General features: G+C 58.3%; 24 protein-coding genes. 8 read left to right on the top strand and 16 right to left on the bottom strand.

Features of this window, described 5'->3' with window-relative positions:
• Positions 1–46: 46 nt before the first annotated feature.
• From RGW60_RS03830 to RGW60_RS03785, 10 genes are all read right to left on the bottom strand, one after another.
• The gene (locus RGW60_RS03830) at positions 47–898 is read right to left on the bottom strand and encodes an amidohydrolase family protein (protein ID WP_322202294.1); all 852 of its coding nucleotides are present in this window, start codon (positions 896–898) and stop codon (positions 47–49) included.
• A 55-nt stretch (positions 899–953) separates the two neighbouring features.
• Entirely contained in the window at positions 954–2,243 is a 1,290-nt protein-coding gene (locus RGW60_RS03825) for an MFS transporter (protein WP_322202292.1), read from the bottom strand.
• A 49-nt stretch (positions 2,244–2,292) separates the two neighbouring features.
• Positions 2,293–3,024 (bottom strand): GntR family transcriptional regulator, encoded by a 732-nt coding sequence (locus RGW60_RS03820; RefSeq protein WP_322202290.1) that lies wholly within the window; start codon positions 3,022–3,024, stop codon positions 2,293–2,295.
• A gap of 224 nt (positions 3,025–3,248) precedes the next feature.
• Entirely contained in the window at positions 3,249–4,544 is a 1,296-nt protein-coding gene (locus RGW60_RS03815; protein ID WP_322202289.1) for an MSMEG_0569 family flavin-dependent oxidoreductase, read from the bottom strand.
• A 53-nt stretch (positions 4,545–4,597) separates the two neighbouring features.
• The gene (locus RGW60_RS03810; RefSeq protein ID WP_322202287.1) at positions 4,598–4,933 is read right to left on the bottom strand and encodes an MSMEG_0570 family nitrogen starvation response protein; all 336 of its coding nucleotides are present in this window, start codon (positions 4,931–4,933) and stop codon (positions 4,598–4,600) included.
• Between the two features lies 1 nt (position 4,934).
• The gene (locus RGW60_RS03805; RefSeq protein ID WP_322202285.1) at positions 4,935–5,966 is read right to left on the bottom strand and encodes a sll0787 family AIR synthase-like protein; all 1,032 of its coding nucleotides are present in this window, start codon (positions 5,964–5,966) and stop codon (positions 4,935–4,937) included.
• Positions 5,959–6,519 carry an MSMEG_0567/Sll0786 family nitrogen starvation N-acetyltransferase gene (locus RGW60_RS03800; RefSeq protein WP_322202283.1) on the bottom strand — a complete coding sequence of 187 codons (561 nt, stop codon included), beginning with the start codon at positions 6,517–6,519 and terminating at the stop codon, positions 5,959–5,961. Before RGW60_RS03800 ends, RGW60_RS03805 begins: the two co-directional genes overlap by 8 nt.
• Positions 6,520–6,542: 23 nt before the next feature.
• A complete protein-coding gene (locus RGW60_RS03795; protein ID WP_322202281.1) occupies positions 6,543–7,625 on the bottom strand; it encodes an MSMEG_0568 family radical SAM protein in 1,083 nt (360 codons plus the stop codon).
• Positions 7,612–8,592: a Nit6803 family nitrilase gene (locus RGW60_RS03790; protein ID WP_322165126.1), complete on the bottom strand. Its 981-nt coding sequence runs from the start codon at positions 8,590–8,592 to the stop codon at positions 7,612–7,614. The genes RGW60_RS03795 and RGW60_RS03790 overlap by 14 nt, the downstream gene beginning before the upstream one ends.
• A 125-nt stretch (positions 8,593–8,717) precedes the next feature.
• Positions 8,718–9,200, bottom strand: coding sequence for an MSMEG_0572/Sll0783 family nitrogen starvation response protein (locus RGW60_RS03785; protein ID WP_297843590.1), 483 nt, complete (start codon positions 9,198–9,200; stop codon positions 8,718–8,720).
• Between the two features lie 235 nt (positions 9,201–9,435).
• On the opposite strand from RGW60_RS03785, the gene RGW60_RS03780 reads away from it, so the two are divergent.
• A complete protein-coding gene (locus tag RGW60_RS03780) occupies positions 9,436–11,364 on the top strand; it encodes a sigma 54-interacting transcriptional regulator (protein ID WP_322202278.1) in 1,929 nt (642 codons plus the stop codon).
• 200 nt (positions 11,365–11,564) lie between these two features.
• Positions 11,565–12,776: an MFS transporter gene (locus RGW60_RS03775; protein WP_322202276.1), complete on the top strand. Its 1,212-nt coding sequence runs from the start codon at positions 11,565–11,567 to the stop codon at positions 12,774–12,776.
• A 104-nt stretch (positions 12,777–12,880) separates the two neighbouring features.
• Here the strand turns inward: RGW60_RS03775 and lpdA are convergent, their stop codons facing one another.
• Genes lpdA through RGW60_RS03755 form a run of 4 tightly spaced genes read right to left on the bottom strand, consistent with a single transcriptional unit; the run spans position 12,881 to position 17,830 of the window.
• The gene (gene lpdA, locus RGW60_RS03770; RefSeq protein ID WP_322202274.1) at positions 12,881–14,266 is read right to left on the bottom strand and encodes a dihydrolipoyl dehydrogenase; all 1,386 of its coding nucleotides are present in this window, start codon (positions 14,264–14,266) and stop codon (positions 12,881–12,883) included.
• A gap of 2 nt (positions 14,267–14,268) precedes the next feature.
• Entirely contained in the window at positions 14,269–15,537 is a 1,269-nt protein-coding gene (locus tag RGW60_RS03765) for a dihydrolipoamide acetyltransferase family protein (RefSeq protein WP_322202272.1), read from the bottom strand.
• A complete protein-coding gene (locus tag RGW60_RS03760; protein WP_322165133.1) occupies positions 15,538–16,596 on the bottom strand; it encodes an alpha-ketoacid dehydrogenase subunit beta in 1,059 nt (352 codons plus the stop codon).
• 1 nt (position 16,597) lies between these two features.
• The gene (locus tag RGW60_RS03755; protein WP_322202270.1) at positions 16,598–17,830 is read right to left on the bottom strand and encodes a 3-methyl-2-oxobutanoate dehydrogenase (2-methylpropanoyl-transferring) subunit alpha; all 1,233 of its coding nucleotides are present in this window, start codon (positions 17,828–17,830) and stop codon (positions 16,598–16,600) included.
• Positions 17,831–18,044: 214 nt separating this feature from the next.
• Between RGW60_RS03755 and bkdR the strand changes: the two genes are divergently transcribed.
• A complete protein-coding gene (bkdR, locus tag RGW60_RS03750) occupies positions 18,045–18,533 on the top strand; it encodes a Bkd operon transcriptional regulator BkdR (RefSeq protein WP_322202268.1) in 489 nt (162 codons plus the stop codon).
• A gap of 40 nt (positions 18,534–18,573) precedes the next feature.
• Complete coding sequence (locus tag RGW60_RS03745; protein WP_322202266.1) at positions 18,574–19,653, top strand: FUSC family protein; 1,080 nt, start codon at positions 18,574–18,576, stop codon at positions 19,651–19,653.
• A 14-nt stretch (positions 19,654–19,667) separates the two neighbouring features.
• Here RGW60_RS03745 and dmeF read toward each other — a convergent pair whose 3' ends face one another.
• Together dmeF and RGW60_RS03735 are read right to left on the bottom strand one after the other, a co-directional pair.
• Positions 19,668–20,606, bottom strand: coding sequence for a CDF family Co(II)/Ni(II) efflux transporter DmeF (gene dmeF / locus RGW60_RS03740; RefSeq protein WP_322202264.1), 939 nt, complete (start codon positions 20,604–20,606; stop codon positions 19,668–19,670).
• Between the two features lie 12 nt (positions 20,607–20,618).
• Positions 20,619–20,894 carry a metal/formaldehyde-sensitive transcriptional repressor gene (locus RGW60_RS03735; RefSeq protein WP_322202262.1) on the bottom strand — a complete coding sequence of 92 codons (276 nt, stop codon included), beginning with the start codon at positions 20,892–20,894 and terminating at the stop codon, positions 20,619–20,621.
• A gap of 189 nt (positions 20,895–21,083) precedes the next feature.
• Between RGW60_RS03735 and RGW60_RS03730 the strand changes: the two genes are divergently transcribed.
• The 4 genes from RGW60_RS03730 to RGW60_RS03715 all read left to right on the top strand — a co-directional run bounded on the left by RGW60_RS03730 (position 21,084) and on the right by RGW60_RS03715 (position 26,040).
• Positions 21,084–22,706, top strand: a complete 1,623-nt coding sequence (locus RGW60_RS03730) for an NADP-dependent glyceraldehyde-3-phosphate dehydrogenase (RefSeq protein WP_322206835.1) — start codon at positions 21,084–21,086, stop codon at positions 22,704–22,706.
• Positions 22,707–22,727: 21 nt separating this feature from the next.
• Positions 22,728–23,156 carry a DoxX family protein gene (locus tag RGW60_RS03725; protein ID WP_322202259.1) on the top strand — a complete coding sequence of 143 codons (429 nt, stop codon included), beginning with the start codon at positions 22,728–22,730 and terminating at the stop codon, positions 23,154–23,156.
• A gap of 413 nt (positions 23,157–23,569) precedes the next feature.
• On the top strand, positions 23,570–25,033 hold the full coding sequence (locus RGW60_RS03720; RefSeq protein ID WP_322202257.1) for a sigma-54 dependent transcriptional regulator: 1,464 nt from the start codon (positions 23,570–23,572) through the stop codon (positions 25,031–25,033).
• Entirely contained in the window at positions 25,033–26,040 is a 1,008-nt protein-coding gene (locus RGW60_RS03715; protein WP_322202255.1) for a HupU protein, read from the top strand. The genes RGW60_RS03720 and RGW60_RS03715 overlap by 1 nt, the downstream gene beginning before the upstream one ends.

Here is a 26,040-nt window from a genome sequence, read left to right as displayed (position 1 = left end):
CGTGTCGGTGCCCGCGACCCTGGCCTAAACCAACCTTCGGCGGCGCCTACAAACACGCAAGCCCAAACAAGCTTCGGGGCGCATCCACCAATATGGCCTGTTCAACCTGCGCCGACCAACCCAGTTGCCTACGCTGCTCAACCGCGGAGCCATAATCCATCTGCCCTTCGAACTGGGTGTGGGGCCAATCGCTACCCCATACCAAACGCTTTGTGCCGAACGCCCGAATCAACAACGGCATCGCCTCTTGGGCGAAAGTCAGGTTCTGTCGCAGGTCGCCACCCAATCGATAAATGCCCGATACTTTCAGCCAGACTCGCCCACTCAACCCCAGCTCCAGCAACTGCGCAAACGCCGGTTGCTCCACACCCAGCAACGCATCCGGGCGACCGAAATGATCGATGACTATTTTGCAGTCATACGCCATCAACGCACTGAGCAGCATCGGCAAGTCTTCAACGTCGCGGTGCAGTTCAACGTGCCAGCCCAACGCTGAGACCTGGCTCAACAACGACTTCCACTTGGGGTCGGTAAAGTCCGGCAGCGCTTGTCCCATCAGGTTCAAGCGAATGCCCACGATGCCTTGCTCGGCCATGCTCATCATCATTTCGCGGCTGATGCCGGTGTCGACTACTGCCACGCCGCGCAATTGTATTGGCGCCTGTTGTAAGGCAGACAACAGGTAGCTGTTATCCGTCCCGAGAAAACTCGGTTGTACCAACACCCCATGGCTCAGGCCGCTCACACGTAAGTACGTCAAATACTGATCCAGCGTGGCGTCGTATCCCGGGCTGTAACGCCGGGCCCACGCCATTGACAGTGCACGGCTAAAAACATGGGCATGGGCGTCTACGCCGAGGATCGGAAGAGGGCTTGCGGACCGACAAATATCAGGCATGGAACTCATCTAAAAAGTGAGCGCAGCAAATTGGCCGCGTGGTTAGGAAGCAGAATCAAGCCTGGGCGGCTTCTGTTTTGTTCACTGAAACCTCAGACGCCACTGCCGTGGCATCCAGTGAACGGCCTCGGGTTTCCGGTAGCAACATGGCCGCCATGACCGCAACGCCATAGGCTATCCCCGCATCAATGCCAATCGCCGAGCCAAGCGACATGGATTCGCTCATATGGCCGACCATGAACGGGAACACAGACGACACAACCCGGCCAAAGTTGTAGCAAAAACCCACGCCCGCGCCGCGTACGTCGGCAGGGTACAGCTCGTTAAACAGCGCCCCCAGGCTCGCAGGAATACCAGCAGCGAAGAATCCAAGGGGGAAACCGAGAAACAACATTTGAGTATTGGTTAGCGGCAGGAATAGGTAGCACTGCACCGTCACCACGCAGCACAGCGCAAACAGAATGATGTTTTTACGACGGCCGATTTTGTCGATCAAAAATCCGCTGACTACGCAACCACACCAGAACGCGACAATGATCACCGCCAAGTACCCACCGGAACTGAGCACCGACAAATGGCGTTCGGTCTTAAGGAACGTCGGCAACCAGGTCATGACTGCGTGGTAACCACCATGTGCGCCGAGGCCCAACAACCCACCCAGCAGCGTCACGCGCAACAACTGTGGACGAAAAATACCGGCCATTGAGGTAAAAAAACTCACGGGTTTGATTTGTTCTTTTTGTTGACGCTGGAAGCTGTCGGGCTCTTCAACATTGCGTCTTACCCAGATGATCAACAGCGCTGGCAGAAGGCCGATCATAAACATGACCCGCCAGGCCATGGCTTCGGGCACGAAGGAATAAATCAGCGCGAAAGTAGCCACCGCAATACCCCAACCCACGGCCCAGGCGCTTTGCACCGTGCCCATGACTTTGCCACGGTATTTCGGCTGGATGGTTTCGGCCATCAGCACCGCACCGGCCGCCCACTCGCCGCCAATCCCAAAGCCTTGCAGGGCTTTTACGATCAATAGCTGATTGAAGCCTGTAACGAAGGCTGATAGGCAGGTGAATATCGAAAACCACAGGATCATCCATTGCAGGGTGCGGACGCGGCCGTAACGGTCGGACAACGTCCCACCGATCCAGCCGCCCAGCGCCGAGGTGATCAACGTTACGCCGCTGATTAAACCGGCGTCACCTTTGCTCAAGGCGAACGCGGCGAGCAGCGCCGGGATCGCCAAACCAAACATTTGCACTTCCAGAGCATCCAGCGACCAGCCACCGAAACAGGCCCAGAATGTCTTGCGCTCTCGAGAAGTGATGTCGCGATACCACTTGAACATTATTTTTATCCTTATTAGAGAGGCACCTATTTAGGGAATCACTCAGCGGTTAGCGGATATCGACGCAGTAACGAAAGTGGCTGGCATGTCCTCTTGAACGGCGCCATTCCAAGGGTTCGCCGGCGTAATTACGCGCCAGTCGCTCAATCACCACCACCGGGCTATTGACCGGAATCTGTAGCAACTGAGCGTGAATCTCACTGACTAGATCGGCGGTCAAAGTCTCTTGGGCATAAGCAACCACTTGGCCGCAGAACTCTTCGTAGATCGGGTAGAGCAAAGGCCCTTGTTGATCCAGATCGATGTCCAATAGCGCTTGGAATTGAATACGTGGCAGCCAGATTTCTTCAGCCAACACCGGTTGCGCATCCAGCAATCGCACACGCAACACGCGAATGACCGGCGATTCTGGCGCGAGCCCCAGCGCTTGGGCGGCGGCCGAAGGCGCGCTCATTGGTTCGATGGAGAGGATGCGACTTTCAGGCACTTGGCGTTCGCCAGAAGCGGTTTGGAACCGGAAGAAACGAAACAACGAAGACTGAAATTGCGGACGGCGAATGAAGGTGCCGCGTCCTTGTTGGCGTTCGAGGATGTTCTCGTTGACCAACATATCAATGGCTTTACGCACCGTTCCGGTGGACAGGCAGTACTCGCTGGAAAGTGCGGCTTCGGTAGGAATCGCCTCCCCCGGTCGCCAACGGTTATTGGCAATCTGTTGCGCCAACTGATCACGCAGACGCTGATAAAGAGGCAGGCGAGCATCGCTGGACAGCTGATTCATATTTATAGCTCCCAGTCATATATATGAATATTTGACGCAGTATTCTCCCGTCATAAAATCTCGTCAAGTAAGCACTATAGCCTGCCGTAAAAACCACACCAGGCGCGCTACTGCCATCTGTGAGCGAACGTGCTCGCGAAGCGGCCTGTTTGATACAAAACAGAGAATGCTTCGCCAACAAATCAACTCCTGAAAGAACCGAATGACCGATGCTTATGTGAAGGCTATCTCGCCAACGACAGTCGCGCCTCACGCTTTTCTTCAGCGACCCCGGCGATGTGCTCAACCAGATATTCAGCGTCCCGAGCAACGCCGGAGAAGCGGCCCGAACCCCAGGTGTACAGCCACGGCAGGCCGAGGAAATACAAACCGGGTTGAGTCGTCACGCCGCGCTGATGACCGGGATGGCCGCGACCATTGAACACGGGGGCTTCGACCCAAGTGAAATCAGGGGTAAAGCCAATGCACCAGATGATGCTAGTAATGCCGTGTGCTTCAAGGTCTAGCTCAGCGCGCTCTTGCTCGGGCGTCCACACCGGCGAGTAAAACTCACCGGCTGGGGCATCGATTGCGTTCTTTTCGATGTAGCCGTCAATGGTCGTATTGATCCGGTTATACACGGCATCGGCACTGTCCAGGCTCTCGCTGAGATTGCTGGCAAACTGCAGCCAAACGCCGTTCAACCCTTCCAGGCGGCCGAACAACTCCATGCCTTCGTTGGCGAATTGACGCAGGTCGATGTCGCGTCCGCCGTCACGACCGGTGACGTAGTGGTTAGTGTTGTCGCGCACGCCTTCACGTAGCGGGTGGGTGTCAACGCCAATGTCGTAGTAGCCCATTTGCGCCAGCCAATCGACTACGTCCTTGCCGCGATAAAACCGCGCGCAACGCGGGGCGTCGCCAACGGCCAAATAAACCTTGCGCCCGGCAAGGTGCAAGTCCTCAGCGATTTGCGCACCGGATTGACCCGAGCCGACCACTAACACATTGCCCGCCGGCAACGCCTGCGGGTTGCGGTATTGCTCAGAGTGAATCTGCTGGATGCCCGCCGGTAAACGCTCAGCCAAACGCGGAATGATTGGGGTGTGATAGCCGCCTGAGGCGACGATGACCTTATCGGCGGTGTACTCGCCTTGGGAGGTATGAAGGTCATAGCCACCACTGGCACGGGGCACTACGCGCTGCACGGTAACGCCTTCCAACAGCGGGGCGTTGACCGATTGTGCGAATCCCGCGAGATACGTATTGATCTCATCGCGCTTCATGAACCCGTGGGGGTCCTGGCCCTTGAACTGGTCGCTGTAGGTGTAACCTGGCAGCGCGCATTGCCAGTTGGGCGTAACCAGGCTGAAGGCATCCCAGCGTTGGTGGCGCCAAGCGTGGGTCACGCTGTGCTTTTCCAGCAACAAATGGTCGATGCCTTGCTGTTGCAGGTAGTAACTGGCAGACAATCCGGCCTGGCCGCCGCCGACGACGATCACGCTGTGATGGGCTGGTTTGACTGAAGTGAGCTGAACCATGAGGGCTCTCCGCCGCGAGGGCTATAAGGTTTAAAAACAAAGACGCAAACGAATCAGAACGAACTCCAACCGGCACCGGGAACCCGGCCACCGCCTTCGGTGCGCATACTGAGTATTTCCACCTGACCGGTGTCGTAGTGCCGCGCATCGAGAACGCTGGCCTGCCCTTTAAGTGAATTCAAGGTGTCCATGGCCGAGCTGCAATAGAAGCCTTTAACCTGCTTGACCCGCTCCGAGGCGTCGTTCAAAGCACTTTCAAGGCGCTTTAGAAAATCCGGTAACGGGTAGCTGACGCCTTCTTGCAGGTGTTCGTAGATCACGGTGGACGGTGAGTAACCGGCTGCTTCTTTGCCGTTAGGCCAGCGGACTTTGAAATTGACGGCGGGCATATCAATGCTCCTGTTGGGTAAGCTTTAAAGGGCTCAAGTCGTGATCGGGATAGCTGAAACCGGTGAACGCCTGCTCGCGCAGGTTCCAAAAAGTGCGGCGCTGCTCACCCGCCTGAACCTCCAGCGAACCGCTGGCGTTGACCTGACCAATACGTTCGCAGCGCAAGCCTTCGAAGGCGAAAGCCGCCTGAACGTTGATCCAGTTACCCTCCTCCAGGGTCATCAGAAAACCGTAACTGGGAAATACCTGCAGCCAGCGCGCCAGATCGGCGCCGAGGGGACAGGGCAAGGCGTTGAGGTCAATAGTGGCGCCGCAGCCGGTGGTCTCCAGCAGCATCAACAGGCTGCCCAATACGCCGGCGTTGCTGATGTCTTTGGCCGCGTATAACAGTTCAGCTTCGGCCAGACGCGGTAGCACTTCGAGTTTGCTGCGCAGGCGCTCGGCCGGAACGCCTTCGAAGGCTTTCCAATAGGTGCTGTCGGCATGCCAGGCACCTTCGAGGTCCACGGCCATGGCGAGCACTTGGCCCGGCGCCACATGCAGGGTCGATAACAGCTTGTGGGCAACGCCGGTAATAGCGACGGCCAGCGCGGTCGGATTACCACAGGCGAGACTGGTGTGACCCCCAGCCAGCAATAATCCGTAGGCCTCACAAGCGGCTCGAATACCAGTCAACACCTGCTTCGCTGCCTCGTGTTCGTGATGCCAATACGCGTTGACCACTGCGGTGGCGCGACCGCCCATGGCGGTGATGTCACTGACGTTCGCCATGACCGCCGACCAACCGGCAAACCACGGCGCCGCCTGAACAAAGCCCGGCAACATGCCTTCGATGGCCAACAGCTGAAAATGATCGCCGCAGGCAATGGCAGCGGTATCGTCGCCCGGCAGCGCATATAGCTGTTCGCGAGTGAGGGAGCGATGAACATCGCCCATCACCTCGGCGGGTTGCTGAATCGCTTGTTTGGAGAGCATGGCCGGGGTGCTGCGCAGGGTATCGAGCAGCGCAGCGAGATTCAAAATGTCAGTCATGGCGAGCCACCTTCAGGGGGCGCAATGACACTTGACGTGGCATTAATGGGTAGCTCGATAAATCGGCTTGCATCAGGCAATGCGGTTGACCGAGCAGTTGTAAAGGCTCTAGCGTCTGCCAGTGCAGGCCGTGGAAATACACTTCATTGGGCGCCTGCACTGTGGCGCGAAATACCTCGCAACCCAGCTCCTTGGCCCGCGACACGGCTTCATTGACTAATGCCTTGCCGATCATGCTGTGGCGTCGATAAGCCTGAGCAACGCACAACCGCCCGCCAAACCACAGGCCAGGTTCTGGCTGATAGATCCGAACCGCCCCCACCACCTGGTCCGCCATGCCACAACTGCCGCCCAACGCAACAATGGCGATAGCCTGGAAGTCGTGGCCGTCCTTGTCCTGCGCCAGCAGTTGTTGTTCATCTGAAAACACCGAACGACGCAGGGCGAAATAAGCCTGTTTTTCCCAGGTTTCGGTCGCCGGTTTAATCAGCAATTGGCCTGCACGAAACGGCTCGAAGGTGCTGTCGACCAAGGCAAAGGCGAGGTTGTGCATAAGTGGGCTCCAGAGACAGTCGATCACTCGTAGCTTTTAAGCGCCGAGCACGCGCCGCATTTGGCGCAACCGGCGTTGATCTGATCGGAATGCAAGCCGTGACGACGCAAGCTCGCGCCGATCTGCGGGTACAACCGGGCCATCATCGCGCTGTCGGGTTTCGGGTGATGGGCCAACGGCGTGCCATCGATGGGCACGAAGGGCACCACGAACGGGTACACGCCCAGCGCACACAAACGCTCACTCATGTCGCTGATCGCTGCTTCGCTGTCGCCGAGACCGGCAAGGATGTAAGTGCTGACCTGCCCGCGCCCGAACACCTCGACCGCCGCGCTGAACGCGTCGAAATAGCGGCTCAGCGGAACTTCGGCTTTGCCCGGCATGATCCGTTGGCGCACCTCATCGGTGACCGCTTCCAGGTGCATGCCCAGCGACACCACGCCGCTGTCGGCCAGGCGCTGAAACCAGCGATCGTCGTCGGGCGGCTCACATTGCGCTTGAATCGGCAGGTCAACCGCAGCGGTCACCGCAGCGGCGGACTCACACAAAATCGCGGCGCCACGGTCGGCGGTTTGCGGGGTGCCGGTGGTCATGACCATGTGTTTCACACCGTCCAGCTCGACGGCCGCTTTGGCCACTTCAGCCAATTGCTGCGGGCGCTTGCGAGCGATGGTCTTGCCCGCCGCCAACGATTGGCCGATGGCGCAAAACTGGCATGACGTGGCGCGATCATTGAAGCGAATGCAGTGCTGCAACACCGTGGTGGCGAGCACGTCACTGCTGTGTAACGTGGCGATTTTCCAATACGGAATACCCTCGGCGGTGCTTAACCCATAAAACTTCGGCACACCCGGCATTTGCACCAGGCCGACCTGTAAGCCTTGACGAAAAATCAGTGCCTGGCTGCCGTCAGCGGTGGGTTGCGCCTGGTAGGGCGAGTCCTGTGAGGCTTGATTGAGGATCGGCACCATCAGGGTCCGGCTGCCGAAACTCAGCGCCTTGTGGTCCGACGGCCCTGCCCCGCCTTGCCGTGACAAGCCGTTTTGCGCCGCTGGCCAACGTACGCCGTGGCATTGCAGCTCAGCCAATAATTCATTGGTTTGCATGATCAAGCTCCTCGGTAGACACGACGGCAAGGTGATGGGCGCTGCGTTCATGCACATGGGCGGTGGGCGTGCGGTCGATCAACAGGCTGAGCAGTTCCGGGCGGCTGTAATGGCCCACCGAATCCATCATTCGTTTGCGCTTGTCGATCAACGCCAGGTCCAAGTCGGCAATCACTGCGCCTTCGCCGGAGCGCAGCGGTTCGCCGAGCAACCTGCCTTCCGGGGTGACGATGGCGGTGAAGCAACCACCCGAGATCGGGCCGAGGCTGCAACCGGTGTCTTGCATGATCTGGCCTTGCTGATCGGCGTCGAGCCATGCGGTGGCGTTGACCACGAAGCAGCCGGATTCCAAGGCGTGGTGGCGAATGGTGACCTCGATTTGGTCAGCGAACACCTCGCCCACCAGCGAGCCGGGAAACATCGCCGCGTGAATTTGCTCGCCATCTGCCATCAGTGCGTAGCGGGCCAGCGGGTTGTAATGCTCCCAACACGCCAGGGAGCCGATGCGTCCGACGGCGCTGTCGACTGCGCGCAGGCCAGAACCGTCGCCTTGGCCCCAGATGATCCGCTCGTGATAAGTCGGGGTGATCTTGCGTCGGTGCTGAATCAGGCTGCCGTCGGCGTCGAACAACAACTGTGCGTTATAGATCGTGCCGCCATCGCGCTCGTTGACGCCGATGGACACCACCATCCCGGCTTGCTTGCACGCTTCGCCAATGGCCAGGGTCGAGGCCGACGGCACGCTGACCGATTGTTCCAGCAGTTTGAGGTGTTCCTTGCCCATGGCGAACGGCGGTTGGACGAAGGAGAAATAGGGGTAGTACGGCACCACCGTTTCCGGAAAGACCGCAAACTGCACGCCCTGTTGACCGAGGGCGATGATCTGCTGACAGACCTTGTCCACAGTGCCTTCGCGGCTATAAAGCACCGGACTGATTTGTACGGCGGCAGCTTTGATGATGGGCATGATGGGGGTCCTGATGGAGTGACAAATATCGGTAGGAGCCAACGTGTTGGCGAGGCGGCATTTCTGACAAACCGCGAAGGCCGCTCGCCAACACGTTGGCTCCTACGGACAAGGGGCGTTTTGTTTTATGCAGTCCAGGTATCGATGATCATTGCGCCTTCACGGCGCATCAGCAGACGCAGGTCCATCACGTCCAGTGGGTTGATCGGACGGATACCTTCGATCAAGGCTTTTTCGGTCTGGCCATACAGCGCCTGCAAAGCAAAACGGCAGGCATAGACTTTGCCGCCCTCTTCCATGAACTGGATGAGTTGCTTGTTCACCGCCAAATGGCCTGGGAACGCTTCAGCACCTAGGGTTGGGAAACCACGCTGCACGCCCAACTGCACGCCGGGGCCGTACAAGAGGATGGTGGTTTCAAAGCCCTTGCGCAGCAGACGCTTGGCCTGAAGCATGTTGACCAGGCCGATGGAGCCTTCGAAAGCGATGGTGTGGAAGGTGATCAGGACTTTTTCGCCGGGCTCGGCTTTGACGTCTTCGAAGACTTTTTCTTCGTAATCGACCAGAAAGTCGCCGTCTTTGTAATGAGGAATATCCACGGTAGGCATGTCGTCGCTCTCCTTTTTTTTCTTTGGCGGCGGCCTTAAGTGGCTGCCGGGTTGAAACAGAGAGAGCGAACGCCGTGCCAGAAAATTAAAATAAAATTTGCACTGACTTAAGTCATTGAATTGGTTAATAAAGCCCATCTGATACGGTTTTTTATCGCACAGCTGATGCTACCGGTGAACCACGCATTCACGTAGAAATACGAATATTCGTAGCGGCAAATCACGAGATTTCGTAATGACCACCGAAACAGACTCCCTCAGCAACTGGGCCGACCTGGCGTATTCGTCACGGCACATGGTGTTTGAACACTGCGCCGAAGCCATCGTGTTGCTCAATCCCTATGCCGACCGCTTTGGGGACCTGAACGTCGCCGCCTGCAAGCTACTCGGCTATCCGCGCCAAGAGTTGCTGGCGCTGCCAGTGAGCAAACTGTTCGGTCATCAGTTGGCGGACCTGATCGTATTTACCCAAGCGGTGCTAGACAAAGGCCTAGGTTGGACTGAAGAGCTGAGCTGTCATTGCAAGACCGGTGAGCGTATCGAGCTGGAAATATCGGCCACCACCCTACACATCAAGGGCGAGCAGCAGCTGATTCTGGTGCTGCGCGAGCTGAGTCATCAGAAGTACCAGCGCGATCAAGCTCATACTGAGCGCACCATGCGCGGCGGGCTGATCGAGTGGCGTAACATTCTTAACCTGTTTCAAGAGTCCGAGCGCGACAACCTGTTGCTGCTCAGCTCAGTGGGCGATGGCATCTACAGCATCAACAGTGACGGCCTGGCGACGTTCGTCAATCCGGCTGGCGCGCGCATGCTCGGCTGGGAACCCGAGGACATGATCGGCAAGAATATCCATCGTATTCACCACCATACCCATGCCGACGGCAGTCATTACCCGGTGGAAGATTGCCCGATCTATAAAGCGGTGCGCGACGGCGTGATTCACGAAGGGCGCCAAGAAGTGTTCTGGCGCCGCGACGGCAGCAGTTTTCCGGTGGAATTCACCAGCACCCCGGTTATTTCCGATGGCCGAATCGCCGGCGCCGTGGTGGTTTTTCGTGACATCACCGAACGCCGCAACACTGAGAATCAACTGCAAAGCGCTCTCAAAGAACTCAACGTCCTCAAACAGCGGCTGGAGGAGCAAAACGCGTATTTGCAGGAAGAAATCCACATCGAGCACAACTTCCGGGAAATCGTCGGCCAAAGCGAACCGATTCTGAAGATCATCAAACAGATCGATGTAGTCGCACCCACTGACGCCAGCGTGCTAATCAACGGCGAATCCGGCACTGGTAAAGAGCTGATTGCCCGCGCCATCCACCAAGCCAGCCGCCGCAGCGCCAGCCCGTTGATTAGGGTTAACTGCGCGGCGATCCCCACCGAACTGTTTGAAAGCGAGTTCTTTGGGCACATTCGTGGCGCGTTCACCGGGGCGATTCGGGACCGGGTCGGACGGTTTGAATTGGCCGACGGCGGCACACTGTTTCTCGACGAGATCGGCGAAATCCCCCTGGAGCTGCAAAGCAAGCTGCTGCGGGTGTTGCAGGAAGGCCAGTTCGAACGGGTTGGTGAAGAACGCACGCGCAAGGTCGATGTACGGATCATCGCCGCCACCAACCGGGATTTGCGGCAGGAAGTCACGGCCAAGCGCTTTCGCGAAGACCTGTATTTTCGGCTGAACGTGTTCCCGATCCAGTCCCCGGCCCTGCGCGACCGCGCCATGGACATCCCGCCACTGGCCGCGCACTTTCTCAAGCAAACCAGCCAACGCCTGAACATGCCCGGCCGCCGCCTGCGCAACAGCGACATCGAGCGTTTGCAGCGTTATTCATGGCCGGGCAACATCCGCGAACTGCAAAACGTCATCGAGCGCGCGCTGATTACCTCCCGTGGTGCTGATCTGAACATGGACCTCCCGGACGAACCTAAAAGCGCCGAAAGCACCACCCTTCTGTTCATGCCGTCATCGGTCATAACCGACGCGCAACTGCGAGAACTGGAGCGCAACAACATGCACGCTGCCCTCAAAGCGGCCAACGGAAAGTTGTTCGGCAAAGGCGGCGCGGCGGAATTGCTGGGGATCAAACCGACGACCTTGGCGTCGAGGTTGAAACGGCTGGATATTGAGTTGGAGGGAGCTTCCGGTCAGAAAAATCTGTAGGAGCGAACTTGTTCGCGAAGCGCCTTTCCTGACACACACGGTCAGACGCCTCGCCAACAAGTTGGCTTATACAGGTTCAGCACTGAGTGATTTAGCTGTTTATTCTTTCCAAGCATATTAGCTATCACGGCCACGACCCTTTTTACTTGCGGGCGAAACCATTAGCCTGCGCGCTATCAAAAGCGCGAACGAGAACGTCCATGAGTATTACGACCCACACCGACAACTCCCACACCATGACGCGCGGGAGGGTGACGTTGTTTGCGTTTTGCTGTGGTGCCATTGTCGGCAACCTTTATTACGCCCAGCCAATTATCGAGTTGATTGCGCCTGACATCGGCCTGTCCAGCACCATGGCCAGCATGATCGTGTCGCTGACTCAAATCGGCTACGCCATTGGCCTGTTTTTCCTTGTGCCGCTGGGTGACTTGCTGGAGAACCGCCGGCTGATGATCATGACCGCGCTGCTGGCGATCATCAGTTTGTTGGGGGCGGCCTTCAGTCAACAGCCGAATGTGTTCCTGCTGGCGTCGTTACTGGTGGGTTTCAGTTCGGTATCGGTGCAGATTCTGATCCCGCTGGCCGCGCATTTGGCGCCTGAGGAATCCCGAGGCCGAGTGGTCGGCAGCATCATGGGTGGGCTGTTGCTGGGTATTTTGCTGGCGCGACCGTTGTCCAGCGTGATTGCCGACCACTTCGGCTGGCGCGCGGTATTTATCACAGCGGCAGTCGTTATGACATTGATCAGCGTGGTGCTCGCCACCACCATGCCGAAACGCCAACCCAGCCACAGCGCGTCGTATCGCCAGCTGCTGGGTTCGCTGTGGACCTTATTGCGCACTCAACCGGTGCTGCGTCAGCGGGCGCTTTATCAAGGATTGATGTTCGCCGCGTTCAGCCTGTTCTGGACTGCGGTGCCGGTAGAACTGGCGCGTAATCACGGGCTGTCGCAGACGCAAATTGCCTTGTTCGCATTGGTCGGGGCCATTGGCGCCGTTGCCGCGCCCATCAGCGGCCGTCTGGCTGACGCCGGGCATACGCGCGTCGCCAGTTTGCTGGCATTGATATTGGCGGTGCTGAGCTTCTTGCCTGCACTGATTCACCCGGTGTACAGCGTGGTCGGGTTAGCCGTGACCGGCGTCGTGCTCGACTTCTGCGTGCAAATGAACATGGTGATGGGTCAACGCGCCGTATATGCGCTGGATGCCAGCAGTCGCAGCCGTCTGAACGCGCTGTACATGACCAGCATCTTTATCGGCGGGGCTATCGGCTCGGCAGTCGCCAGTGTGTTGTACGAACAAGGCGGATGGTTGTGGATCGTGCTGGTGGGTAGTGCTATGCCGTTGATCGCACTCATCAGTTTCCTGCTGCACGCGGTCAGCGAGCGACGTGTCGCGATAAGTACTGACTGATTGCGATTGTCTGTGGAACCAATGTGTCGGCGAGACGAGTTAACGGACACACCGCATCAGCCCTTCGCCAACACGTTGGCTCCTACAGATCGGTTGGTGCTCATTCAAAGATGCAACGCATGCCCCAGCGCGCGCAACGCGGCTTCATGCACGGCCTCGCCCAAGGTCGGGTGGGCGTGAATGGTGCCGGCGATGTCTTCCAGTCTTGCGCCCATTTCCAGGGATTGAGCAAACGCGGTGGACAACTCCGAGACGCCGATGCCAACCGCTTGCCAACCCACAATCAAATGATTGTCGCGCCGCGCCACCACGCGCACGAAGCCGCTTTTCGACTCCAACGTCATTGCCCGGCCGTTGGCCGCAAACGGGAAGCTCGCGACTAAACACTCCAGCCCTAGCGCGATTGCTTGCTCCGGGGTTTTACCGACCACCACTAATTCCGGGTCGGTAAAACACACGGCCGCAATCGCTACCGGGTTGAATTCTCGGGCGTTGCCTGCGATCAGTTCGGCTACCATTTCGCCTTGGGCCATGGCGCGGTGGGCCAGCATTGGCTCGCCTGCCAGGTCACCAATGGCCCAAACGTTGCGCATGCTGGTCTGGCAACGGTCGTCGATCTTCACCGCCGCGCCGTTCATGTCCAGCCCCAGCGCTTCAAGGTTCCAGCCTTGGCTGTTGGGTTTACGCCCCACCGCCACTAGCACTTGGTCAGCGCTCAACGTTAACGCTTGGCCTTCGGGATCGCGCACTTGCAGTGTCAGGTTTTCAGGGTCAAAGCCTTGGACGCTGTGTTGCAGGTACAGCTTCACGCCCAGGTGTTTCAAGGTCTCGGCAATCGGTTGAGTGAGTTCCTGGTCATACGCGGGCAAGATCCGGTCACGGGCCTCGACCACGCTGACCTCGGCGCCCAACTTGCGGTAAGCAATGCCCAACTCCAAGCCGATATAACCCGCGCCAACCACGATCAAGTGCTTGGGAATCGCTTCGGGCGTCAACGCTTCGGTGGACGATATGACCGGCCCACCAAGGGGCAGCATTGGCAGGTTGACCGAAGTCGATCCAGTGGCCAGCAACAAATGCTCGCACTGGATGCGCTGCTCGCCTACTTCGACAGTTTTGCCATCAACGACCCGAGCCCAACCATGGATCACCTGCACCTTATTTTTCTTCAGTAGCGCCGCGACGCCGGTGGTGAGGCGATCAACAATACCGTTTTTCCAGTTCACGCTTTGACCGATGTCCAACGTGGCCGAGGGCACGCTAATCCCCAGCGCAGAAGGCGTGGTAAACGAACGGGTTTGATGAAACTGCTCCGCGACATGGATCAACGCTTTAGAGGGGATACACCCGACGTTCAAACAGGTGCCGCCCAATGCCTGGCCCTCCACCAGAATCGTTGGAATGCCCAACTGACCGGCGCGGATCGCCGCCACATAACCGCCAGGGCCGCCACCGATAATCAACAGCGTGGTATTCAAAGTCTGCGCCATGATTACTCCAAAAATAGCGTGGCGGGTTGTTCGAGCAAGCCGCGAATGGCCTGGATGAATTGCGCCGCGTCCATGCCATCGACCACCCGATGATCAAAGGAGCTGGAGAGGTTCATCATTTTCCGAATTACGATTTGGCCGTTGATTACCATCGGCCGTTCGACGATGCGATTGACGCCCACGATAGCCACTTCCGGCAGGTTCAACACCGGGGTGCTGACGATGCCGCCCAAGGGGCCAAGGCTGGTCAAGGTGATGGTGGAACCGGACATTTCATCGCGGCTGGCTTTACCCGTGCGGGCAGCGTTGGCCAAGCGTGAGATTTCCCCGGCATTGGCCCACAGGCTGCGGGTTTCCGCGTGGCGCACCACCGGCACCATCAAGCCGTTATCGCTTTGAGTGGCGACACCAACATGCACCGCGCCGTGACGGGTGATGACCTGCGCTTCGTCGTCGTAACGCGCATTGATCTGCGGGAAGTCACGCAATGCCACGACCATCGCCCGGACCAGAAACGGCAACAGCGTTAACTTGCCGCGACTGGCGCCCCACTTGTGATTGAGGTGAACCCGCAGTTCCTCCAGCGCAGTGACGTCGACTTCTTCGACATAACTGAAATGCGCGGCCCGGCGGGTTGCGTCTTGCATGCGCTGGGCGATCTTACGGCGCAGACCTATGACCGGAATTTGCTGCTCGTCGTTGCGCTGAGCGTAAGCAGCGGTCGTGGCCGGGGTGGGCGTGTCGCGCTGTTCGATGTAGGCGTCGAGGTCTTCGTGGCGGATGTGCCCGGCCGGGCCGCGACCCTGCACCAGACGCAAGGCAATACCCAAGTCCAGCGCGCGTTTGCGCACGGCCGGAGAGGCCAATGGGCGCTCGGCGGTTTCGCGGGAAACATGGGCGTGTGGCGAGGGTTTAACGTCAGCAGGTGAAAGTTTGGCAACCGCCTCTACGTTTGCCTGAACAACAGACGAGGCGGCCGGAACAGGCTCAGGCCTGGCAACAACTGCCGATTCCTTATGGTTGCCCTCGCCCTCCACTTCGATCCGAATCAGCTCGCTGCCGACCGCCATGACCTCACCGGGCTGTCCGCCCAAGGCCATAACGATGCCTGATACCGGAGACGGGATGTCCACCGTGGCCTTGTCAGTCATCACATCGGCCACCACCTGATCTTCGACCACCCGGTCGCCGACTTTGACGAACCATTCCACCAATTCCACTTGCGCGATGCCTTCGCCAATGTCCGGCATTTTAATAACATGCGTGCCCATTCAGACCTCCATAACCCGTTTCAACGCCGCGCCCACTCGGGACGGCCCTGGGAAGTACGCCCATTCTTGCGCATGCGGGTACGGGGTATCCCAGCCGGTGACGCGCTCGATGGGTGATTCAAGGTAGTGGAAGCAGTGCTCTTGAACCAGCGCCACTAACTCAGCACCGAAACCGCAAGTGCGGGTGGCCTCATGGACGACCACGCAACGGCGGGTTTTCTTCACTGAGTTGACGATGGTCTCCAAGTCCAGCGGCCACAAGCTGCGCAAGTCGATGACTTCCGCATCGACCCCGGTTTCTTCGGCGGCAACTTGTGACACGTACACCGTGGTGCCGTAAGTCAGCACCGTTACGTCGCTGCCGGGACGGACAATCGCTGCCACATCCAGCGGCACTTTGTAATAACCATCCGGCACGGCGCTGGACGGGTGTTTCGACCACGGCGTTACCGGACGATCGTGATGGCCGTCGAACGGACCGTTGTACAAGCGCTTGGGCTCAAGGAAAATCACCGGGTCATCGCATTCGATGGAGGCGATCAGCAGCCCTTTGGCGTCATACGGGTTCGACGGCATGACGGTGCGTAAACCGCAGACTTGGGTGAACATCGCTTCGATGCTTTGGCTGTGGGTCTGGCCGCCGTAGATGCCGCCGCCGCAGGGCATGCGCAGGGTCATCGGAGCGGTGAACTCGCCGGCCGAGCGATAACGCAAGCGGGCGGCTTCAGAAATGATCTGATCTGACGCGGGGTAGACATAATCGGCGAACTGGATTTCGACCACCGGCCGCAGGCCATAGGCGCCCATGCCCACGGCAACGCCAACAATCCCGCTTTCGGAGATCGGCGCATCAAACACCCGCGAGGTGCCGTATTTGCTTTGCAGCCCTTCGGTGCAACGGAACACGCCGCCGAAATAGCCCACGTCCTGACCGAAAACCACCACGTCATTATCGCGCTCAAGCATCACGTCCATGGCCGAGCGCAGCGCCTGAATCATGGTCATGTTGGTGGTGGTCATGGCAGTGTCCAACTGGATGTCGTTGTTGAAATCGTTCATGTCAAATCCCCAGTTCCTGACGTTGCCGACGCAGGTGCTCGGGCATCTCTTTATAGACGTCGTCGAACATCGTCGCGGCGCTAGGCGTTTGCCCGCCAGCCATTGTGCCGTAGCGCTCGGCTTCTTTTTGCGCGGCGATAATCTCGGCTTCGAGTTCGGCACTGGTGGCGGCGTGTTCTTCCTCTGACCATTGGCCGATGTGAATCAAATGCTGCTTCAAGCGTTGAATCGGATCGCCTAACGGGAAGTGGCTCCAGTCATCAGCCGGGCGGTATTTGGACGGATCATCGGAGGTCGAGTGTGGACCGGCGCGGTAAGTGACCCACTCGATCAATGTTGGCCCCAAATTGCGTCGTGCACGTTCTGCGGCCCAGGCCGAGGCGGCGTACACCGCGACAAAATCATTGCCGTCGACACGCAACGACGCAATCCCACAGCCCACGCCACGACCGGCAAAGGTCGTCGCTTCGCCACCCGCAATCGCTTGGAAAGTGGAAATGGCCCATTGGTTGTTGACCACATTGAGAATTACCGGCGCGCGGTAGACGTGAGCAAACGTGAGGGCGGTGTGGAAATCGGACTCAGCGGTGGCACCATCACCGATCCAGCCCGAGGCGATTTTGGTGTCGCCTTTGATCGCCGAAGCCATGCCCCAGCCCACCGCTTGCACGAATTGCGTCGCGAGGTTGCCGGAGATGGTGAAGAAACCGTGGTCGCGCACTGAGTACATGATCGGCAACTGACGGCCTTTAAGCGGGTCGCGTTCGTTGGACAGCAGTTGGCAAATCAGGTCCACCAACGGCACTTCACGGGCCATCAAGATGCTTTGTTGACGGTAGGTCGGGAAGCACATGTCGGTCACGTTAAGGGCCAAGGCTTGCGCACTGCCAATCGCCTCTTCGCCGAGACTCTGCATGTAGAACGACATTTTTTTCTGACGCTGAGCGACCACCATGCGGTTGTCAAAAATTCGCGTCTTGAGCATGGCGCGCATGCCTTTGCGCAAAATTTCTACTGGAACGCCTTCGGCCCAAGGCCCCAAGGCTTGGCCTTGATCGTCAAGAACGCGGATCAAACCTTTGGCGAGGTCGGCGGTGTCTGCTGGCTCGACGTCAATCGGCGGCTTGCGCACCAGACCGGCGCCGGTCAGCCGCAGGTAGGAAAAATCGGTTTTACAGCCTGGACGGCCGGAAGGTTCAGGAACGTGCAGACGCAGGGGTTCATATTCGTTCATGGCTATTCTCTACGCTCGGTCTTGTCATGTATTTTTATTGGGCGTTAGGTTGGGCGTTGGAGCGGTGTCAATGTGGTGGACAAACCGTCGCAGGTCTTGTCCTACACAAATCATATTCCTGAGCGTCGAGAATATTTTTCTCATGTTGGTTGCGCGAAAGCCCATTTAAGGACAATTATTCTGAATAACCATAACAAACAGGCGCATTTCTCTCATGAGAAAGCTGGATCGGACCGATATAGGGATTCTCAACAGTCTTCAGGAGAACGCCCGCGTCACCAACGCTGACCTCGCCCGCTCCGTCAATCTATCCCCTACTCCGTGTTTTAACCGGGTCAAGGCGATGGAAGAACTGGGGCTTATCCGTCAACAAGTCACCCTCCTAGACCCAGAGTTATTGGGCCTGCATGTGAATGTGTTTATCCACGTCAGCCTGGAAAAACAAATCGAGGAAGCGTTGCATGTGTTCGAGGACGCCATCGCTGATCGGCCAGAGGTGATGGAGTGTTATTTGATGGCCGGCGATCCAGATTACATGTTGCGGGTGCTGGTCCCGACCATTCAATCGCTGGAGCGATTTCTGCTCGACTTCCTGACCAAAGTACCCGGCGTGGCTAATATTCGCTCCAGTTTTGCGCTGAAGCAGGTGCGCTATAAAACCGCGCTACCGCTGCCCGCCAATGGCATGAGTCTCGGCCTCTGATGCAACCCCGTGCACCCTAGAATAAGGTCTGATTGAACCGATGAAATACGCCCGTTCTTCGCGATTACCTGGGCTGCTACGCAAAATGCTGCGGCCGCTGCTGGACCCCTATCGACGTTACCGTCACGCGCGGCTGATTCACTCGGTGCGCGTGTCACTGGGCTTACTCGCGTCGATCTTGCTGACCACCGGTATCAACCTGCCCCATGGCGAATGGGCCTCGATCACCATGTTGGTGGTGATTGGCGGCCTGCAACACCACGGCAACATCGGCAAAAAAGCCGCCGAACGCGCGTACGGCACGCTGATCGGTGCAGCGGTGGGCCTGCTGTTTATTGCCCAGTTCGCCTTTTTTGGCAGCCCGACCCTCACCTACGTCGGCATTTCGGTGGTGTGCGGCTTTTTTGCCTACCACGCCATTGGCAAAGGTGGTTACACGGCATTGCTGTCGGCAATCACCGTTTTTATCGTCGCCGGGCATGGCGACAATCCGGTGGCCGATGGGCTTTGGCGCACTGTGGATATCCTGATCGGCATCGTCCTGGCTCTGGCGTTTTCCTTCGCCTTGCCACTGTATGCGGTGTTCTCCTGGCGCTACAACTTGGCCAGTGCTCTACGCGATTGCGCGGCGATGCATACCCGGATCATCAGTGGCCAATCGGTCACCAACGATGAGTATTTGAAGCTAATGAACCGCTTGAACGGCGCCATGGTGCAATTGCGGTCGCTAATGCCTTCGGTGTCCAAGGAAGTGAAGATCTCGGTGAGCCAACTGGATGCGATCCAGCGCAATCTGCGGATGTGCATCAGCACTCTGGAAATCCTTGCCAGCACCCGCCCTTCCACCGACGACGGACGGGCAATAGCCTCGCTACAAGTGTCATTGCAAGCCGAAAACCGACAAATTCGCATGCAATTAGTCGGCATGGCTCGCGCCCTGCAAACCGGCAACGCAGAGCGGCTTGAGCGGCCGGTCAGTGGAGTGGAAAAAGACCCCATGACCAGCACACCGGTTTACTCGGCACTGGACGGCTACCGTTTATTGTCGCTGCAATTGGCGGCCAACATCGACGACATGCGCCAACGGCTGGCCAAGGTTTCCGGGCAATGGACGATTTGAGGGTGGGACCGACATTAGGCTGTGCGGTATTCCACCGTCAGGTGCGTCACTTCGTGTACCGGCGCCAATCGCTGGCGAATGATGTCGGCGTTGATCGCCGGACTGCCCAGGACGCTGACAATCGCCGCCCGTGCTTCAGGGCCGACACGCCATACGTGGAGATCGGTAATCGTCGCGTCGTCGGTCTCGCTAAGAATCTCGCGAATTTCTTGCGCGACAGGGTCATCGGTCTTGTCGAGCAATACCCCTGCGGTGTCACGCATCAGCGTCCAGGCCCAGCGCGCAATCACCAACGCGCCGACCACGCCCATCGCCGGATCCAGCCAGACCCAACCCAAATATCGACCGGCGAGCAAGGCCGCGATGGCAAGAATGGAGGTCAGTGCATCCGCCAACACATGGACATAGGCCGAGCGCAGGTTGTTGTCTTGGCTGTGGGCCCCGTGGCCGTGAGCGTCATGACCATGATCATGCCCGTGCTCATGGTGGTGGTGACCATGGCTACCGGACAGCAACAGCGCACTGACGATGTTCACGGCAAGACCAACGATTGCGATCAACGTCGCGGTGCCAAATTGCACTTGGGTCGGTTCAAACAACCGCAGCACTGACTCAAAACCAATCCCTATGGACACCAGGCCCAGTATCAGCGCCGACGCAAACCCGCCCAAATCACCCACTTTTCCGGTGCCGAAACTGTATCGGGCACTGGCTGCATTGCGCTTGGCGTAGCTATACGCCGCCGCTGCAATGCCCAAAGCCCCGGCGTGCGTTGCCATATGAAAACCATCAGCGAGCAAAGCCATTGAACCGGTCAGATAACCTGCCGTAATTTCACCGACCATCATCACCACGGTTAGTGCTACCACCCATAGGGTGCGCTGGGCATTTTCATCGTGCGCCGCACCCAAAAAAACATGGTCGTGGGTGTGATTCAGCTGTGAACTCATCATCGTGTAGACCTTCTATTTTGAATACCGGCGTATGGCTTCAAGTAATTCTTCAACGCCTATGGCGCGCTCTTCGTCGCTCAACTCTGGATTCGCCACGTGCTCACGGGCGTGGGCTTCAATGAGTTCATCCATTAAGCCGTTGATCGCACCCCGTGTTGCCGCCACCAAGTGCAGGGTCTTCGCGCAGTCTTGGTCGGACTCCAGAGCGCGCTCCACGGCGTTGATCTGCCCGGCAATGCGTTTCACCCGTTTCAGCAGTTCGTTTTTGTTGGACACTATGTGGGACATACCCTACCCCCCCTACCTATACAGGGTGCGGATAATCACAAAATGCACCGCGTTTCGCAAGTCCTAAACGGCAACGTTTGATTCAGCCGCCGCCAGGCAGTGCTGGACAGAAAGGTCGCTGCGTTGGAAAGTGAATCGCAATTGAACTGATTTTTTAAGTTACGTTTTCAATTTAGGGGTTAAGCCATGATCACCGCGAGCGTTCTCGACAACCTGTTTCCCACCGCTGCCGACATCCCGGAAATTTATCGTCTCGACGGTGAAATCGAACAGCGCGAGTATTTGGTCAACGGTGTATTGGAAATCTGGCCGGGGCCACTGGCCCGTGTTCATAGCCCGGTGCACCTGACGACCGATCACGGTGACGAACAAGTCATCCTCGGCAGTACGCCGTTACTGGATGCCGCCACCGCCTTGAGCGCGCTGGACGCCGCCGTTCACGCCTACGATCGAGGCCAGGGACGCTGGCCGACGATGCGCGTTGCCGAACGCATCCAACACGTGGAAGCGTTTTTGCTGCGCATGCGCGAACAGCGCTCGGCAGTGGTCAAACTGCTGATGTGGGAAATAGGCAAAACCCTTAAAGACTCCGAAAAAGAGTTCGACCGCACTTGCGATTACATCGTCGAAACCATCAATGCGCTCAAAGAACTGGACCGTCGCTCCAGCCGTTTCGAGCTGGAACAAGACACCCTCGGCCAGATCCGTCGCGTGCCCATGGGCGTCGCCCTGTGCATGGGCCCCTATAACTATCCATTGAACGAAACCTTCACCACGCTGATTCCGGCGCTGATCATGGGCAATACCGTGGTGTTCAAACCGGCCAAACTGGGCGTGCTGCTGATTCGTCCGCTGCTCGAAGCCTTCCGCGACAGCTTCCCGGCGGGAGTCATCAACGTGATCTACGGCAGCGGTCGGGAAACCGTCAGCGCGCTGATGGCCAGCGGCAAGGTCGATATATTCGCCTTCATCGGCACCAACAAAGCCGCCAGTGCCCTGAAAAAATTGCACCCCAAACCCCACCGTTTGCGTGCGGCGTTGGGCCTGGACGCGAAGAACCCCGGCATCGTGCTGCCAAGCGTTGATTTGGACAACGCCGTCAGTGAATGCCTGACCGGCTCGTTATCGTTCAACGGCCAACGCTGCACCGCGCTGAAGATTCTGTTCGTTCACGAAGAGGTGGTGGACAGCTTCATCGAGAAATTCAACCGCAAACTCGAGGCCCTCAAACCCGGTATGCCCTGGGAGCCCGGCGTGTCGCTGACGCCGCTGCCAGAAAAAGGCAAAACCGATTACTTGAGTTCAGTGGTGGCTGATGCCGTCAGCAAAGGCGCGAAAGTGGTCAACGCCAAGGGCGGAGAAATTCGTAGTTCATTCTTCTATCCAGCGGTGCTGTACCCGGTCACCACCGAGATGCGCATCTATGCCGAAGAGCAATTCGGCCCGGTCGTGCCCATCGTTCCCTACCGCGATCTGGACACCGTGATCGACTACGTACTTGAGTCGGATTTCGGCCAGCAACTGAGTCTCTTTGGCAACGACTCTGCTGAAATCGGGCGGCTGGTAGATACCTTCGCCAACCAGGTTGGACGCATCAACATCAATACCCAATGTCAACGTGGGCCAGATACCTTCCCGTTTAACGGCCGGAAAAACTCTGCTGAAGGAACGTTATCGGTCCATGACGCATTGCGGGTGTTTTCAATTCGAACGTTAGTCGCGACCAAGTTTCAGGATGGGAACAAGACTCTGCTCAGCGAGATTATTCATAATCACGAGTCGAGCTTCCTGACCACCGATTACATCTTCTGATCATTTGAACAAGGACCTGCCGTGACCGATCTCAGCAAACGCGAGCGCACTCGTAGCATCCTGCGCGGGGTGGTCGCGGTGTTTTACTTCACCGCTGGCATCTTTCACCTGTACGCCACCGACGGCTTCGTCGGCATCGTGCCCGACTGGGTGCCCTACCCGCATGCCACGGTGATTTTCACGGGTTTGTGTGAACTGATCGGGGCTGTTGCGTTATTGACCCAACGCTTTCGAAAACTTGCCGGAGTCATGCTGGCGCTATACGCGGTGTGTGTGTTTCCGGCGAACATCAAACACGCGATTGACCATCTGCCGATTAACGAAATGGTACTGGGATGGTGGTATCACGGCCCTAGGTTGGCGTTCCAGCCGGTGTTGGTGTGGGTAGCGTTGTTTAGCGGGGCGGTGGTGGATTGGCCGTTTAGGGGGCGAAATGAGGTCGACGGCTGAGGGGTTGGTCGACATTTGGGACCGAGTGTTGCGTAGACATACACCTGTGGGGGCCAACTTGAACTGGCGAAAAATCCATCTGGTTGTATCAGTTACCCCGCCTCGCGAACACGTTCGCTCCTACCGAGGAACAACCAATCCCGGTGGGACCGAATGTATTCGGGGGTGGATTTAAAGATTGACATCGTTTACGCCTGACATGGCCTCTTCCCGAATGAACTCGGTCCCACGGATTCTGGCGATTCGCAGATTTCTGTAGGAGCAACTGTCTGCCGCACCATTTTTTTGGTTTGCATACCTGAAGTTCTTTTCGGGCGCAGCCCGGTCGTCGGCAACGGCCATGCTACTATCGCCCCTCATTCGCAACAGCGCGGCATCGTCGTGAACCTTCTTATTCTCTTCTTTGTCCGCCCATGACTTCGGCCTCTGACACGCCATCCGACCTGCCGACAATTCTTGTGGTGGACGATGAATTGCGCTCGCGAGAATCGTTGTCGCGGGTGTTGAACCCAGAGTTTGAAGTACTTCTGGCGGACTCGGCGCTTGAAGCGCGCAAGCTGCTCGAACAGCATTCGGTGTCGGTGATTCTTTGTGATCAGCGCATGCCGGGCATGAGTGGCATTGAGTTCCTCAAGGAAGCCCGAGAGCGCTGGCCGCAAGCGGTGCGGATTGTCCTCTCCGGCTACACCGATTCAGAAGACATCATCAACGGCATCAACCACGCCGGAATTTATCAGTACCTGCTGAAGCCCTGGTTGCCAGACCACTTGCTGAGCACAGTACGTAGCGCGGTTGAAAGCCAGTCGCTGCAAAACCACATGCAGCGACTTGATCTTGAGCTGCGCGCCGGTACGCCAGTACTGCGGCGGCGTAGCCAGGAAGCCCTTACTCGGGTTCGCGAGGCCTTCGATTTTTCACGGATTGTGCGCGCCGCTGGCGGCCCGCTGGACGCGATTTGTGAAATGGCGGCGCGTGTTGCCCGCTATGACCTGTCGGTGCTGCTGCTGGGCGAGTCAGGCACTGGCAAAGAGTTGCTGGCTCGCGGCATCCACTATGCCAGCCCCCGCGCCGCCAACGCGTTTGTCATGGAAAACTGTGCGGCGTTGCCCGATACCCTGCTGGAGTCCGAGCTCTTCGGGCACAAGCGCGGCGCCTTTACCGGCGCTCATCAAGATCATATCGGGCTGTTCCAACGCGCCAATGGCGGCACGCTGTTGCTCGATGAAATTGGCGACACCTCTCCAGCGTTTCAGGTCAAGTTGCTGCGGGTTCTGCAGGAAGGCGAGCTACGCCCCGTCGGCGCATCCAGCACGGTGCGGGTTGATGTGCGGGTGATTGCCGCGACCCACCGCGATCTGGAAGAAGACGTTCGCACCGGGCGCTTTCGCAGCGATCTTTATTACCGACTGGCGGGCGTCAGTCTGGCGCTGCCGCCGCTTCGCGAACGCAGTGCTGATGTTTTGCCGATAGCCAAGAAGCTGCTTGACGACGCCCGTCTGGAGCTCGACCTGCCGGGGCTGAATTTTGCCAGCGATGCCATGGCCAACCTGATTGGCTATTCCTGGCCCGGCAACATTCGCGAACTGCGTAACGAGATCTACCGCGCCGCAGCTCTGTCCGACGGCGCGCAAATCAATGCTCGCTCGTTCTCTTGGCGGGTACTGCAGGGTCAAGCCCGGCTTGCCCTGGCCGCCAGCCTTCCCACTTCAAGTTCGACCGGCACCTTGCAAGAGCAACTCGACGCCATTGAGGCCACACTGCTAAAAGAGTCGCTATTGCGTCATCGTTGGAACAAGACCCACGCGGCACGTGAGTTGGGTCTGTCCCGCGTAGGATTGCGCCAGAAGCTGCGCCGCTTCGGGCTGGAGGAGTCGTAATGGAAGGTAAAGCGTTCAACGTGCTTTGGCTGCAATCGGGCGGCTGCGGTGGCTGCACGATGTCATTGCTGTGCGCCGACACCCAAGACTTCGCTGGCATGTGGCGCAATGCCGGGATTGAGCTGCTCTGGCATCCCTCGCTGTCGCTGGAAAGTGGCGACGAAATGCTCGACATCCTCAACGACTGCTTGCAGGGCCGTACCCGTCTGGATGCGTTGTGCATCGAAGGCTCGCTGCTGCGCGGGCCCAACGGCACCGGGCGTTTTCACATGCTGGCCGGCACCGGTCGGGCAATGATCGACTGGGTCCGGGATTTGGCCGAAGTCGCCGAATACACATTGGGCATCGGCACCTGCGCTGCATATGGCGGAATCACCGCTGCCGGCAACAACCCCACCAATGCCTGCGGCTTGCAATACGATGGGCACCGAATCGGTGGCTTGCTGGGCGCCGACTTCCGCTCACGCCGAGGTTTGCCGGTGATCAACGTTGCCGGGTGCCCGACGCATCCGGGCTGGGTCACCGACACGCTCATGGCTTTGGCTGCGGGATTGTTCGTCGAGTCTGACCTGGACATCCTCGCGCGGCCGCGGCTTTACGCTGATCAGTTGGTTCATCACGGTTGCACCCGTAACGAGTTCTACGAATACAAGGCCAGTGCCGAGAAGCCGTCGGACATTGGCTGCATGATGGAAAACCTCGGCTGCGTTGGCACTCAGGCCCACGCCGATTGCAACACGCGCCTGTGGAACGGTGAAGGTTCCTGCACCCGGGGCGGTTATGCCTGCATCAATTGCACGGCGCCGGGCTTCGAGGAGCCGGGGCATGCGTTCAACCTAACGCCCAAAGTGGCCGGAATTCCCGTCGGCTTGCCAACTGATATGCCCAAAGCCTGGTTTGTCGCCCTGTCTGCGTTGTCCAAGTCGGCGACGCCTAAACGGGTCAAGCTGAACGCCACGGCCGACCATCAACTCATCGCCCCCATCGTGCGCCTTCCACGGCGCTAG

The sequence above is a fragment of the Pseudomonas sp. AB6 genome, assembly GCF_034314105.1.
Classification (GTDB): domain Bacteria; phylum Pseudomonadota; class Gammaproteobacteria; order Pseudomonadales; family Pseudomonadaceae; genus Aquipseudomonas.
The sequence above is the reverse complement of the archived record's forward strand: the minus strand, read 5'-3'. Positions and strand labels throughout refer to the sequence as shown.